The 14,630-nt window shown below is 37.1% G+C and carries 16 protein-coding genes; 12 read left to right on the top strand and 4 right to left on the bottom strand.

The genetic code is table 11. The features are described 5' to 3' along the window. Positions 1–155 precede the first annotated feature (155 nt). Both NQ163_RS12145 and NQ163_RS12140 read right to left on the bottom strand, forming a co-directional pair. A complete protein-coding gene (locus NQ163_RS12145) occupies positions 156–1,205 on the bottom strand; it encodes an endonuclease/exonuclease/phosphatase family protein (protein ID WP_268190586.1) in 1,050 nt (349 codons plus the stop codon). A gap of 105 nt (positions 1,206–1,310) precedes the next feature. Beyond that, positions 1,311–1,655 (bottom strand): arsenate reductase family protein, encoded by a 345-nt coding sequence (locus NQ163_RS12140; protein WP_268190585.1) that lies wholly within the window; start codon positions 1,653–1,655, stop codon positions 1,311–1,313. Positions 1,656–1,926: 271 nt separating this feature from the next. Here NQ163_RS12140 and NQ163_RS12135 point away from each other — a divergent pair, with 271 nt between their 5' ends. Beyond that, entirely contained in the window at positions 1,927–2,139 is a 213-nt protein-coding gene (locus NQ163_RS12135) for a hypothetical protein (protein ID WP_268190584.1), read from the top strand. 7 nt (positions 2,140–2,146) lie between these two features. Here the strand turns inward: NQ163_RS12135 and NQ163_RS12130 are convergent, their stop codons facing one another. Continuing rightward, positions 2,147–2,812 (bottom strand): Crp/Fnr family transcriptional regulator, encoded by a 666-nt coding sequence (locus NQ163_RS12130; RefSeq protein WP_268190583.1) that lies wholly within the window; start codon positions 2,810–2,812, stop codon positions 2,147–2,149. A gap of 123 nt (positions 2,813–2,935) precedes the next feature. On the opposite strand from NQ163_RS12130, the gene NQ163_RS12125 reads away from it, so the two are divergent. Further along, on the top strand, positions 2,936–3,385 hold the full coding sequence (locus NQ163_RS12125) for an OsmC family protein (protein WP_268190582.1): 450 nt from the start codon (positions 2,936–2,938) through the stop codon (positions 3,383–3,385). A 51-nt stretch (positions 3,386–3,436) separates the two neighbouring features. Here NQ163_RS12125 and prfB read toward each other — a convergent pair. After that, positions 3,437–4,535 (bottom strand): peptide chain release factor 2 gene (prfB, locus tag NQ163_RS12120; protein ID WP_120238296.1). Its coding sequence is split into 2 segments (ribosomal slippage): positions 3,437–4,471 and positions 4,473–4,535, totalling 1,098 coding nucleotides; the frame shifts between segments, so codons are not numbered across the junction. A 505-nt stretch (positions 4,536–5,040) separates the two neighbouring features. Between prfB and NQ163_RS12115 the strand changes: the two genes are divergently transcribed. From NQ163_RS12115 to NQ163_RS12070, 10 genes are all read left to right on the top strand, one after another. Next, positions 5,041–5,913: a hypothetical protein gene (locus NQ163_RS12115; protein WP_268190581.1), complete on the top strand. Its 873-nt coding sequence runs from the start codon at positions 5,041–5,043 to the stop codon at positions 5,911–5,913. A gap of 51 nt (positions 5,914–5,964) precedes the next feature. Then, positions 5,965–6,849 carry a DUF6175 family protein gene (locus tag NQ163_RS12110; RefSeq protein WP_268190580.1) on the top strand — a complete coding sequence of 295 codons (885 nt, stop codon included), beginning with the start codon at positions 5,965–5,967 and terminating at the stop codon, positions 6,847–6,849. 25 nt (positions 6,850–6,874) lie between these two features. Further along, positions 6,875–8,989, top strand: a complete 2,115-nt coding sequence (locus NQ163_RS12105) for a LamG-like jellyroll fold domain-containing protein (protein ID WP_268190579.1) — start codon at positions 6,875–6,877, stop codon at positions 8,987–8,989. 37 nt (positions 8,990–9,026) lie between these two features. Next, on the top strand, positions 9,027–9,596 hold the full coding sequence (locus NQ163_RS12100; RefSeq protein WP_268190578.1) for a hypothetical protein: 570 nt from the start codon (positions 9,027–9,029) through the stop codon (positions 9,594–9,596). 14 nt (positions 9,597–9,610) lie between these two features. Further along, positions 9,611–10,585 (top strand): hypothetical protein, encoded by a 975-nt coding sequence (locus NQ163_RS12095; RefSeq protein ID WP_268190577.1) that lies wholly within the window; start codon positions 9,611–9,613, stop codon positions 10,583–10,585. A 14-nt stretch (positions 10,586–10,599) separates the two neighbouring features. Continuing rightward, complete coding sequence (locus NQ163_RS12090; RefSeq protein ID WP_268190576.1) at positions 10,600–11,667, top strand: M23 family metallopeptidase; 1,068 nt, start codon at positions 10,600–10,602, stop codon at positions 11,665–11,667. A gap of 89 nt (positions 11,668–11,756) precedes the next feature. Next, a complete protein-coding gene (locus tag NQ163_RS12085) occupies positions 11,757–12,425 on the top strand; it encodes a hypothetical protein (protein ID WP_268190575.1) in 669 nt (222 codons plus the stop codon). A gap of 127 nt (positions 12,426–12,552) precedes the next feature. Beyond that, positions 12,553–13,008 (top strand): YccF domain-containing protein, encoded by a 456-nt coding sequence (locus tag NQ163_RS12080; RefSeq protein ID WP_268190574.1) that lies wholly within the window; start codon positions 12,553–12,555, stop codon positions 13,006–13,008. A 27-nt stretch (positions 13,009–13,035) separates the two neighbouring features. Next, complete coding sequence (locus NQ163_RS12075; RefSeq protein ID WP_268190573.1) at positions 13,036–13,518, top strand: hypothetical protein; 483 nt, start codon at positions 13,036–13,038, stop codon at positions 13,516–13,518. 101 nt (positions 13,519–13,619) lie between these two features. After that, entirely contained in the window at positions 13,620–14,630 is a 1,011-nt protein-coding gene (locus tag NQ163_RS12070; protein WP_268190572.1) for a hypothetical protein, read from the top strand.

Genomic DNA, 14,630 nt, shown 5'->3' with positions numbered 1-14,630 from the left:
TAGGGTCTAAAAATAAGCCCTTTTTATCACTTTGAAAAAGTTTAAAAAATGTTTTGCATCATACTTCTAAAACACCTTTTTAATTACGAATGACGAATTATTAATTACGAAAGCAAGCCATTGTATTATGGTATGTGCTTCTCGTAATTCGTAATTTAAAACTCGTAATTCACGATAATAGGTGCATGATCAGAGATTTGCATCCACTCTTGTAAAGTTTCACCACTTTTATCGATGAACTTACCGTTTGTAAACAGATAGTCCAGTTTTCGATTCCAGTAAGCATTCTTATCTGTGGTATGCGTAAAATGATCTTTGTTATTATTTTGATATTCATTCAAAGGAATGGCCGCCTGGTAATTTTCATAGAAAGGCATCATCCACTCTGTTTCGGCTGAATAATTGTCTGCTTCAAATTCTTCATCGGTACAAACCGAATCATCAAACTTACTGGTTTGTCTAGTATAAGGAGGAAGCGAATTAAAATCACCTCCAAGTATTAATTGATCACCCCTTAATGAGATTGCATCGGCGTAAGCTTTAATAATATCCAATTGCTTTTTCTTGGTATCGTCCTTTGCATAGGCTGAGGCATGAGTGTTCAGAATATGAAATTTCTTACCTTCATGTTCCATTTGAACATCCAGAATATTTCTTTTTAAATAAAAATACCTAACAATGAAATTTTGTGATTGAATTAAAGGCAGGGCAATTCTTTTTGCATCGGTAAATTTCCATTTCGATAGAATTGCATTGCCGGAATCCATTTTGCCAATACCATCACTAGGAATTTTGGAAGCTTTCCATTGCGATGCATAAGCTGCATAATTAAAATCAGTATTATCAAGTAGATATTGAACCTGATCAACAAAGGCACTTCGTTTGGCGTTTACATCGGCTTCTTGTATGAGTAATATATCTGGATTTACTTCACGGATTTTTTCAGCCAAAGCGTTCATGTGATTGATCACTTCCGATTTTTCCATAATGACACGATCGCCATGACAATCGAAAAAGAAATCGATTCGGCCTCCACCAAATTTTATGTTCCAGGTCATTACTTTAAGGGTGTCCGGAAAGTTATATTCTTTTATTTCCTTGCTTTGAAATAGAGAAACTTCAGGTCCGATCTTGGTGTTAAATGGATCGCATGCTGCTGAAATTACCGAAAGCATGATCAGGTAATATTTTCTGAATATCTTCATGTTCCTCAATTGATTTAATAGCTTAAAAACTGGCATTAAAACCACTGTTGAATTCTGTTACACAACTCAATTAGGTGATTAAGAAAGATTTAAATTATCAAGAGATTATAAAATCTCGTCAGCGTTTTCGGCAGGATCGGCAAATACAGCTTTACAATCCTTAACGATTATAGGGCGTTGGATTAGCTTAGGATATTCAATCAATATTTTGATCCATTCTTCACGGTTAAAGTTTTTACCTTTAAAATCACTTTTAAAGATTTTTTCCTGAGTTCGAATGATTTCCTGGGGCTCTTTGTGCATTCTCATCAGTACGTCAGCAAGTTCTGCTTCGGTAAATTCTTCTTTTAAATACAATCTGATTTCAGGTTCTAAACCTTTCTCCTGAAGGTATTTTAATCCAGCACGGCTTTTTGCACATCTTGGATTGTGATAGATCTTTAATGACATTTTACATGTATTATTAAGCAAACAGTCATTATGCCGATGGATATTTAAAACTCAATTAATGAACAAAGTGATATTAGTGAGTTATTTAAATACCTTTCGGTATAACATTGTGTTGTTGTGTATCTTTGGTTTTGTGAATACAAATATACGGCTTTCGGAAAAATTAGCCGATATATCTTAATGATAAAATTCGGATGTGTTAATTGTCACATAATTGACAAAACTTTTGCAAAATCTTTATTAGGTTTGAGCTAATAATAATTTAGACAAAATGAAGAACTTTTTTAACAAGAGAAAATTTGAAATTATTGGCGGATTGATTGGTTTGTTAGGTGGTTATCTTTATTGGCGATACGTTGGTTGTGTATCGGGTACCTGTCCAATAAAAGCCAATTGGTACACCATGGTTCCTTATGGAATGTTGTTTGGGATTCTTTTTGGAGGACTAATTAAGCCAAAAGAAAAAAGCAAATCGGAGCATTAAAGGGCTGTCAACCATATTTGGCAATTTCCTCTAAACGCGAGGCATCGATAATTGTAATGGATTTACCATTGCTATCGATTAAACCTTCTTTTCTAAAATCAGCAAGATTTTTTAAAACACTCTCTTTGGAGAAGCCTATTATTCTAGCTATTTCTTGCCTGGTTAAAGGAATCTCAAATGAATTGCTATCAAAGTTTTTCTGAAATTCACAGATGAGAAAAGCAAGTGCACCTGCAGAATTCTTCTCTTTTAATTTCATTTGCCAGTTTAGAAAACCTTCATTTACCCATGATATATATTGGATAAAAGCCATAGAAAATGTACCATTCTCTTTCAATAGCTTGGCGAAAGTTTCTTTATCTAATAGTTCAATAGAACACTTGGTTAATGCACGCGCTGAAAAGCGATACTGAGCTGTTGAAAAGACACAATTGATCCCTATGAATTCGCCATTAAACAGTAAGCTGAGTATTTGGTTTTTCGGGGCTTGATCCAATGATAATTCAACAATTCCTGATTTGAGGAAATAAATATTATTAACCGGGCTTCCCTTCTTCACAATTAGCTCTCCGGCTTCAAAATTAAGACTGTTGCTATTTGAATAAAGCTCATTGTATTCTTTGGTTGATAGAATAGAAAGGCAATTCTTTCCTGAATCGTGAATTTGTTCCATGTTAATTCTCTTGTCAAAGGTGTAAAATTACACCCTCCGATATATTTAGTTACACAGGGTTGAAGTTACCTTCCAGCATCTACCTGCTTACTTTTGTAAATGTACAATTTAAATCAGAAAAGTATGGAGCAGATGGAAATTCAGAAAATAGATTTTCTTATTGAATCAAAGACCAAATCTAATTCAAGGTCAGAAATAAGTGTAAGGAACTTTAAAATAATGGTTGATGAACCAGAACCATTGGGAGGAACCGATTTGGCTCCTAATCCTGTGGAGTATATTCTTTGTGGTTTAAGTGGATGTATTCATATATTGGCTTTTAAGATTGCTCATGAAATGGATATTGAACTTAAAGATTTAGATATTGAGATAAAAGGAGAGCTAAATCCAGAGAAGTTATTTGGCATGCCTACTAAGGATAGGGCTGGTTACCAAAACATAGGAATTGTGTTGAAGCCCGTGTTTGAAGCTACTGAAGAACAAAAAGAAAAATGGTTGAAAATAATGCAAGAGAGAAGTCCGGTTTTGGATAACCTTTTAAATCCTACACCAGTATCGATTACATTTGTATAGCTTATAATTATCAAATGAAAAGGACGTAATTTTATTACGTCCTTTATGTATTTAGTTTTTTTCCTCTCCTGCAAATTCCATTAGGAACGACTTGATGAATCCATCCAAATCGCCATCCATTACTCCTTGAACGTTGGACGATTCATGTCCGGTTCTAACATCCTTTACCAATTTGTAAGGTTGCATTACATAGGAACGAATTTGTGATCCCCATTCAATTTTCATTTTGGAACCTTCAATTTTATCGATCTCTTCCTGTCGTTTTCTCAATTCCAATTCGTACAACTGAGATTTTAATAAACGAAGAGCATTCTCACGATTTCCAAGTTGAGATCTACTTTCAGTATTCTCAATGATAATTCCAGTTGGAGCATGTCGCAGTCGAACTCCGGTTTCAACTTTATTTACATTCTGCCCACCGGCACCACCAGATCGGAAAGTATCCCATGAGATATCTGCAGGGTTAATTTCAATCTCAATACTGTCATCAATTGCAGGATATACATATACCGAAGCAAAAGAAGTCATGCGTTTGTTGGCAGCGTTAAATGGAGATAAGCGAACCAAACGGTGTACTCCATTTTCTGATTTCAGATATCCGTAGGCAAAATCACCTTCAAATTCTAAAGTTGCCGATTTAATTCCTGCTTCGTCACCTTCCTGATATTCCAGTTGTTTGACTTTGTATCCATGTGATTCTCCATAACGAAGATACATTCTGTGCAACATATTTGCCCAGTCACAACTTTCAGTTCCGCCAGCACCTGCATTAATTTTAAGAATTGCTCCCAGCTTATCTTCTTCCTTACGAAGCATATTTTTTAACTCTAAGGCCTCTATAAGCTCTTGAGTAGTGGCAAACTGCTCATCAACCTCTTCTGGAGAAGCTTCTCCTTCTTTGGCAAAATCGAAAAGAACGGCCAAATCATCATACGATTCTTTTACTTCGTTGTAGGATTCTACCCACGATTTAAGGCCACGAACCTTTTTCATTTGAACTTCTGCTTCCTTCGGATTATCCCAAAATCCAGGAGCCTGAGTTCTCATTTCTTCTTCTTGTATCTGAATTAGTTTGGCATCAATGTCAAAGATACCTCCTTAACGCTTCCGTGCGTTCCGCTAAACTCTTTAGCTGGTCTGTTGTAATCATTCTAATAAATCTATAATTGAGCAGTAAAGGTAATCAAAAGTCCACAAAATCGTTGAAGTGATTCTGGTCACATCACTTTTGCCAATATAAAATCCGCGAAAATCTGTTCCATCTGTGTCATTCGTGTTCCAGGGGGAGTATAAATCTGAATTGGTTTGGCATCAATGTCAAAGATACCTCAGACCATCTTTCTGGCGCTTCCGTGCGTTCCGCTAAACTCTTTAGCTGGTCTATGGCCTTTAATTATTAGGCTGTAAATATGTGAACCGTTAGCAATTAAAATGAGTTGATTTTTGTAGGGGTATGGTTGAAGGTTAAACTATATAGAAAGATTATTCGCCTTGGATTCCTTAGGTCAATTGTTTAATAATTAAACAAATCGATTCGATAGATAGGTACTCCTACCTTACTGATAATCAATTTTCTTTCTGTTATTTTATGATTCGTTGGTGTATTGGATTAAAGCACCATAACTAAGGCTGATTATAAATTTAAAAAGAAAAACATGAAAAAACTATCTGTACTCTTAACTCTAATGATGATGGTGAGCATCTTATTTGCTCAGGAAAAAAAAGAAGTGGTATTGGTTGGGGATATCAAATGTAGCTTTAAAAATTCAGAGCAATATGCCAAGAATGTTCATGATGTAATTGTGCAAGCATTTGTTGAAAAAGGTTTACACGAGGTTATTGATATCAATACTTTGTCTGCTGTTGGTCAAGAAATCTATCGTCAGTCGGGTGAGGCCGCTATGAATGAAGCCAATTGGAAACGCTTGCAGGAAGCAGGTGTAAAAGGTGCAGACTGGGTGGTAACTGGTACTTTATCGAATTATGATGCTGTTCCAGTGAAAAATGATAAAGGACAGGTAACAGGTTATGGTGGAAAACTAAACTTTGTTTTCAAGGTGACCAACCTTAAGGATGGAACTCAAAAAGGCATGGCAGATATTGCTTGTTCAACATTTTTATCAGAAAAAACAAAGGATGCTGCGATTATGAAGGCAGTAAAAAATGCAAAAGATAAAGTTATCAAGAAGATTAAAGGCATTTTTCCGATCACAGCAGAAATCGTTGAAATTACTGCAGAGAAAAAAGGAGCGGCACGAAGCTTATTAATTGAAGCAGGTTCAGCTCTTGGGGTTCAGGAAGGTGATCAATTTAAAATTTGCGAAGAGAAAGAATTCCGAGGTAAAAAATTAATTAAAGAAATTGGAAGAATTAAAGTTGTAGAGGTTCAAGGTGATGATTTTGCTGAATGTAAGGTGATGAAAGGTGGAGATAAAATCTTAGCTGACTTTAATGGTGAATTAAAGATTTATGCGGAATTGATTGAGAGAGAAGGTCCTTTTGGTAAAGGATTTCCAGTAAAAATGTAGAATTTGAATTTCAAAATGAAAAGAAACATAGTTTCAATAATCATCTTTTGTATGTTTTTGTTATCAGCCTTTGTTTCAAAGGCTGATTCCTACTCTGTAGGTGATTCTCATACTATGGAGGTTGTAGGTGAAATGCAACTCCCAACCATCATGGTAATTCCTTACAAAAAATCAGGAGAATCCTACAAGGATATTCTTCAGAATGATTTCGATAAAAGAATTGCAGTTGCTGCAGTTCAGGAAGGCTTTAACCAAAGAGGTGTTACTACCATTGATTTTGAGGCAAAAATGAATGCGGCCATGCGTTCGGCAAATTTCGAAATGAATGATGCCCAGACAGTAGACAAACAGCTGATTCGAAATTCAGGATCTGACATCTATGTTTCGGTTGATATCAAAAAGGATTTTGCAGCCAATGGAAACAGAGTTTCCTTAATTCTGAAGGCCTATGAAACGGCATCAGGAAATATCATTGCTAGCAAACAAACTTGGTCGCCGCGTTTTCGAACTTCGGCTATAGATAAGCTAGCTTCTCTGTCAATTAAAATCATGTTGGATGATTTTTTGGCCCAGGTAAATACAAATTTCCAGAAGAAGGCCAGCAGTGGAAACACCATTGTGTTGAATGTCTCAATTGCCAGCGATTCCATGACAGATATGGATACTGAACTTGGAAACGATATGATTCCATTGTCAGACCTATTGCGTCTTTGGGTAAAAAAGAATGCCTTTAAAGGCAAATATCATGTTCAGGGATCGGTTGCAGAAGCGGTGATATTCGATCAGATTCAAGTTCCACCTAAAGATGAAAATGGAAATCCGTTTAGTGTGAGTGATTTTGCTTTCAATCTTTGGGATTATTTAAGAAGTGATGTGGGCATTGCCGTTAAAAAACGAGTGGATGGCAATACGGTTTATATCACCATTCAGGAATAGTTGATTTCAAACAAATAGAATAACAATGAATTTTCTTGTTTTAAATAAGAAAGGTACTAGCCGGAGTTCTTTATGGACTCTGGCCCTGTGCCTTTTACTATTAATTCCAATTCAATTGATTGGACAGAATAGACCTTCGTGGGTAAGTAGCCGACCAATTAATACCATGTATTATACTGGTATTGGATATGCAGATAAATCGCAGGAAGACTATATGAAAATTGCCAAGCGCAAAGCACTTAGCGATTTGGTTTCCGAGATAGAAGTAAAGCTTGCCAGCAAATCTTTGCTAAATACTTTGGAAGACAATGGGCAGGTATCCACTTCTTTCAGGGAAGATATTAAAGTGGAGACTCAACGCACCATCGAAGATTACCAATTGGTAGAAGCCTGGGAGAATGATACCGAATATTGGGTGTACTATCAGTTGAATAAATATGATTACAAAGAAAAGGAAGGTATTCGAATCGAGAGAATTCAACAAAAGGCTTACGATAATTTGCAGAAAGCAAGGAGACAAAAGATTTCTGGTAACATATCAGGAGCCATTTTTAATTACGTTGAAGGTTTAAAGCTGATTCAGAATGACCTGAATAAAAATTTGGCATACCAGGTGAATGGCGAAACCATATTCCTGGGCAATGAGCTGTATCAATCTTTACTTGGTGCTTTCGATGATGTTCAGTTATCAGCAATACCGAGTTCAGTAAATGCACAAAACTTTCAGGCAGTTAAAGAACCAATCAGTTTAATTGCAAAACAAGGAGCCTATTCCATTGCAAACTTGCCTTTAAAAGCAGAGTTCATATCGGGCTCGGGCGAGTTGAATGCGAATCTTTTAACCAATGAGCATGGTAGTGCAAAATTGCAGATTTTAAATGTGACCAGTAAGCAAAGCAGGCAGGTGGTTCGCATAAAACCTGATATGGAAAAACTTTGTGCTGCCAACGATAAAATGGTTCGAAGATTAATTCGCACCATTAAGTCTATTCCAGAGGCACAAGTAACTATTAATCTGGAGGCACAAACGCTTAAAGCTTTTCTAAGACAAGGACAATATGACAATTCAGCTTTAATCAAATCTGTAAAAAGGATTTTGAGTAACAACTACTTCAATTTTGTTCCCAATGAATCCTCAGCAGATGTTATTGTGGATTTAAGTGAAGACTTTCGAAAAGGAGGAACTGTTCCTGGTGAGATGTACAACATGAAAGAGTATTTCACATCGGTAAGCTTACAGATTTTGAAAAGAAATACGCAGGAAACTGTTTTTCAGTATTCGGTAAACGACCAGCGATCTTTAGCTCCGGAAAGCACTTCTGAATCAACGGCACGCATGTCGGCAAGTCGAAATGTATTAAAGAAGATGCAGCGAAAGCTCATTCAGGAGTTGAAAAAATTGCAAATGACCATCGATCATTCTGCTGTTGCTCCAACGGTTCAGCCAAGAGTTCAGACAGAGAGGGTGCAGCAAAATAATACCAATCCAACTCAGGAGTTACTTGTTTCTTCAGGATTACTGGCCTACTATACATTCGACGATGGAACCGGGAAAAATATTATGGGCTTGAGCAATTACAATGCATTGGTACAGGGAGATCATGCTCCTATGGTGATCAATAGTACTTTAAGTGGGGCAGGTAAATCGGCACAATTTAATGGCGATTCTTATTTGGCAATTCCTCAGCATCCAATCGAAAACTGGAGTGCTTATACCATTAGTGCATGGGTAAAAACAAGTTCGGGAGGAGCCATTCTTGGACGAAAAGCTGCAGGCTGCACCATTTTAGGAACTACGCTTCAAAATCAGTTGTTCTACCAGAAAAGATATTCCGATGGAGGATACTTAACATTTGATTTTGATGCCAACCGATTGTTGCTGGACAATCAGTGGCACATGATCACCTTAACCGTTGAGGTTTTGGAATATGAATCACGTTCAAAATTGTTTGTAGATGGCCAAATGGTTTTGGTTGAGAATACAAAGATGCGTGGCGAAATTAAGAGTGGCGAAGGTGGTTTTATTGGATACGATCCAGGCGCAAAAAGGTATTTCACAGGCGAGATTGACAACCTGAGAATTTACAATCGACAGTTGCGTGAGAATGAAATTCGACAACTCTATTTCAAACATCAATAAGAATAGAAATACAATAAAACTTAAAAATTAACAAGAAATGAAAACACGTTTAGGAAAATTATTTGCAGTAGCAATGATGGGTGCAATGTTCGCATGTTCGGCACCACAACAGGTAGCACAGGTTCAACAGCCTGATGAAGTAGATTTTGATGTTCCTTGTTCAGGACCAGAATACTTTACCAATGGAGAATATTTTAGAGCATCGGCTGATGGTTTAAGTCCAAATATGAGTATTGCTAAGAAAATAGCTTATGCAGATGCTCGTGCTGGTTTGGCATCGGAAATTCAGGCAAAAGTAAATGTTGTGACAGACAACTATTCTTCACAACACGATTTTAATGGAAATCAGGAAGCAAAACAGCGTTTTCAGGACCTTTCAAGAAGTATTGTAAGCCAGGTGCTTAATGGTACACGTGTGATTTGCGAAAAAATGAAGAAAACCAAAGATGGTAAATTTCACTGTTATGTTGCAATGGAACTTGCAGGAGAGGAAATCATTAAGAATATGGCAGATAGAATTAGCAGCGATGACAAGCTGAAAATCGATTTTGAATACGAAAAATTCAAGAAAGATTTTAAAGAGGAAATGGCTAAAATAGGATCTTAATCAATCGTTTTTTCATGACAATGAATATCAAATCACTTTTGATATTATTAGTAGTTTTCTTAGGTAATCTACAACTAAAAGGGCAGGTTCGGGATTCCTGTTCTTTGGTTGTGGATTCTCTGCAAACTCAATTTCCACAAAATTCGGAAGATGGCAAATTTCCAGACTGGATTCAGCTGGCAACCTCCGATGAGTTTTGCATTGGAGTTTCCGATCCTTACATGGATTCGGATATGGCATTGGAACAGGCCAAATTGAGAGCGGTTGCCATTGCCTGTTTAAAAAAGAATCTTGCCTACCGATCGATTGTAGACAATTACACATCTGATAAAAAGGAAAGGTACGCCAGCTCAAAATTTGTGAGTTTAACCAATGTTTTGTCGGCTGCTCAAGTCGATTTAAAATCTTTGCCAATTGAAAAAAGTTTCACTTCAAGTTTCGATGAGGTATTTGTTTTGGTGAATTCAGCCAATATCAGGCAATTATCAAATGAATGCGACAGTACAAATACCATTCGAATTTCGGCAGATTTACTGCAAAGTGAAATCAAAGGCTCCAGAGAGGAGAGCTATAGTTTTATCAAGCTTTACATCAATACACCCAAGCAATATCCCATTAAGGAGTTGAAATACTACTCCTACAATACCCAATCGGGAAAGGATATTGTTTCAAAAATTAACCAGTTCGAAATCAAATTTCCTTCCGGGATATTTAGGTATCAGCCATTTCAAAAGTCTGATACAACAGCTTACCAAAATGGAATGATAGATGCATCGCTGCACTATTCATTTTGGAATGCCTACCTCGATGTGATTCTGAATAACCTGCTTTTAATGACCAAGGAGGGTGGAAAAGTAAAGTCGGTGGGAGATCAGTACAACACCATGTTTAAGAATTTATTTCGGGTTGTCGATTATCAGAAAATGAAGTTTAGCATTGCGGATATAAAGGTAGAAGGCAACCGATTATATATGAAAACCGATTTTTAACCAAGAATACGATTATGAGGAAGTATGCACTATTATTGGGTTTTTTGTCAGCTGTTTTGCTTGTAAATATCGGACAAGTTAGAGCACAAGAATTAGATTCGTTCGAAGCCTACAAGAAGGCTGAGAAAGCCCGATTTCAAAAATACAAGGAAGAATACAAGCGACAATTTGAGGCTTTTAAAAAGAATGAGCTCGATTGGAACAAGGAGATATTAGGAATTGAGGTTGAAACGCCGATATCGGAAAAGGTAGAGGCAAAAGACAAGGATTTGATTGCAAAGCCACCAGTTCCAAGCTATGTAAATCTAACGGCAAGCTTAGATGACGAGATCAAACAAATTAAGCGCAAAGTAGAGAAAATCAAGATTGAGAAAGTTCCTGCAGAGCCAATGAAATCTACTGAAGTACAAACAGAAGCTAAGCAGGAAACAAAGGCGCAAACAGTGGTGGAGTCGCCACAAGCAATGACCAATCCTACATTGGCAGCCAAGCACAGTTCGGGTTCGAATCAGATGACAAACCCGGTGGCTTCAAATCCCAAAGTCAATCATACACCAAGTCAGAAAATGGCTGATCCTGGTGTGAAGGCCAAGGGAAATGAGATGGTAAATAGCCAGCCAACTGCAGCAGCTGAAAAAGCAGTAACACTAGATAGTCACAAGGCAAGCTTAATAGAGGTTGAAAAACGAAGCATACCCTCTACAAAACCGATTGTTGCAAAATACCGATTAAGCTCAAAATTTGGCAATCGCTTTCATCCAACCTTGTACCGTTGGCGATTCCATGGAGGTGTTGATATGGCTTGTCCGAAAGGCACCAAAATTCATGTTCCTGCCGATGGGGTAATTGTAAAATCGGGATGGAACGGCGGATATGGCAATTACATTAAGGTGAAGCACGCTAATGGCTACGAGACCATTTACGGCCACTTGTCGAAAGTGAGTGTGAAGAAGGGCCAGAAGGTGAATAAAGGAGATGTAATTGGCAAGGTAGGTAGTACTGGTCGTTCAACCGGACCGCATTTGCATTACGAAATCATCAAAAACAAAAAGCGTGTGAATCCTGAGCGATTCTTCGGATAGAAAAAGCAATTATGCATTATAAATGATGAGTTATGAATGTTGCTCCCTAATTCATCATTCATAATTCCTAACTCATAATTTAAATACTCATGATAACCAAACTATTTAAAATACTAACCCCTCTGCTGATTTATGCTTTCGGACGTGAATTTATTGCTACGCTTCAGATGGTATCATTTGCAGATGTATTTCAGAAAATATTTTTTATCGCCCTGGGAGGTGGATTTTTATTCACAACCATTTTTATAAAAACCCATGGCTATCTGGCCATTTTGGCCCACGAATTAACCCACAATGTGTTGGGCGTTTTAACCTTTAACAAGCCCATTGCTTTAAATGTTGAAGCCAATAGTGGAGGATATTTCGCCTACCAGGGAAAGCAGAATGTCCTATCGGTATTGTCTCCTTATTTCTTCCCATTGCTTACCGTTTTTATCTTCCCGATCTATTTTATTTTGGCCAGTTCGGGAGCCGAAGTCTATTTCGGATTATTGGGAGCAACTCTTGGATTCTCATTTTCCATTGCCATTCGTCAGGGCAAACCTCACCAGCCCGATTTACATGTATTCGGCATCACCTGGTCTTACCTGATCATCCTGTTTTTTCAAATCTTGATTTGGGGATTGCTCATTTCCTTCGTGATTGGAAGAATACCAATGCTGGTAAGTTTTGTGAAAATGAGTACCGACCATATTATTGAGCTTTACGAAATAGCAAAGGCCTTGGTGATGATGGGATTGGATATGATTAAGGGATAATAATAGAATTAGAAATTAACTAAAATCAGAATATGATCTAGGAACAAAATGGAGTTCAGAAACCATGTAAAAAAACGTAGCGGACCCGAAAAGCTATACGAGTAGGAAAACCTTAAACTTTTTAATTATGAGATTTCTTGGTAACATTATCTGGCATTTTCCATTTTTTGGATTTGTATCGGCATTTTTTACTTTCTTGTTAGGTAGTTTGTTGGTGTTAACCGTGGTAGGAGCACCAATTGGATTAGGCCTAATACAACTATCTAAATTCTTGCTTTCACCATTTTCGAGTTCAATGGTTGACAATAAGGAGTTGAACACAGAACCAAACAAGGCTTGGGAAACTTTCGGCTTAATCGTTAGAATTATTTATTTCCCATTTGGACTTCTGCTTACCGTAATCACTTTATTCCAAATTGTTGGCTTGTTTGTCTCAATTGTAGGTATTCCTGTAGCATTGGTTCTTGCTAAATCATTAAGTACTTATTTAAATCCTGTGAATAAAAAATGTGTTCCGCACTCAGTTGCAAAGGAATTGGAAAACAGAAAGGCAAAAGCACAGGTAGATGCTATGTTAGGCTAAGAAATTGTGTTCAAAATGTAATCAGATATGAAAACAACAACCTTCGCAATATTGGGAGCTGTTTTAGGTATATTTTTAAGTTATTATCCCTATAGTTTACTACAAGCCAATGCAGTTGAGTATTCTGTATACCTCAAGAATTTTAGAGCCCTTTTTATTCAAGATTCAAACTGGATGATCATAGGTTCATGTATGTTGATTCTGGCAGTTTTATTGGGTATTGTCGGATTTTTCATGAAAGAGATAGAGGTCAAAAATCATTATCCATTTACTGCAACATTATCTTTTATCGGTCTTATCATTGGAATCCCTGTAAGTTATCTTTTTCAAGGTGAGTTTATTCATAAGTTTATTTCGTTAAGAAAATATGTTGAGAATTTTTCAGATTTTTTTGAATGGGATGAAGCGGCATTAAGAGCTATGATTGGCGTGCTTTTGGTTGGGATATTGGGAGCAATTCTCGGTTTTTATGTGGATAAAAGTGTAAATGCAGAAAAAGAAATTAATTAAAATCAGAATATGATCTAGGAACAAAATGGAGTTCAGAATCCATGTAAAAAAACGAAGCGGATCCGAAAAGCTATACGAGTAGGAAAACTAAAACCCAAAATATGAAAAAACTGCTTATAGTAATTCTACTGTTTGTTCTCTGTGGAACAATTGGTGTGCAGGCTAGTGTTTTAGCTCAGACCGATACTTCTACTGGGAATGTAACAGAGCAAACGACCCCTGCCGATCAGACCGAATCAAAAGGAGGAGGAATCGATTGGATGCAAGTAATTTTTGCAGGAAGCTATTTATTAGGCGTTTTTGTATTGTTTCCTTTGGTAGTTTATACCAATTACCAGGAAAAAATGCTGGGCGATGAAAATCCTGATAAGTTTAAAATACCTGAAGACTTATCAGAAGAAGAGCGAAATGACAGAGCAGAACAAGTTTTGGTGGGCATAGAGGAGAAATTAACTCCTTTTACCGATGATGAGGGTAACGAAATGATTACCATTACCAGCGGTGCTCAAGCCAGATATATGCGTCATGGATTAAACTATATCAACACACGCCTGTGTCCTGGCGACCCAGTTGTAAATGCACGTGTTGAGGAGTTTTTAAATGTGTACAAGGATAGAACCACAAGAGAGTTCACCGGATCGAAATGGATACTGGGATGCGCAATTGGTATTTTGGTATTTATGGGCATCATGGATATTGGCATATTGCTTTCTTCATTCACCTTGATTCATATTATTGGGATTACATTTTATTACTTATCAAGCCGAACTGCAAAGTATGCTTTGGAGAAAAGAATGGAGAATTTTAACTCTCGCAAGCTGGGCATTATTGGGGGCGTTATGGCTGCTTTGTTTGCAGGATTCTCAATTAAAGAGTATGTAAGCATCAATGGAGGTCCTTGGCAAAGAGATTACGAATCTGAAGGAACATCAACCATGATACTTATTGTAGCAATTGTAATGGTTGCCTTTTTCGTTGGATTCCTGGTAGCCTTTTTCGGAATATTAAACTTTATCATCAACTATTCTACCTCATTTATCAACCCACTGAAAAAGCCAGAGGATTGGTATGCTGCGAAATTTAAAGAGCAAGAGGTAGCAATGGTTTCTTAA

Origin of the sequence: Marinifilum sp. D737 (assembly GCF_026672275.1) — a bacterium.
Taxonomy (GTDB): Bacteria; Bacteroidota; Bacteroidia; order Bacteroidales; family Marinifilaceae; genus Marinifilum.
The sequence above is the reverse complement of the archived record's forward strand: the minus strand, read 5'-3'. Positions and strand labels throughout refer to the sequence as shown.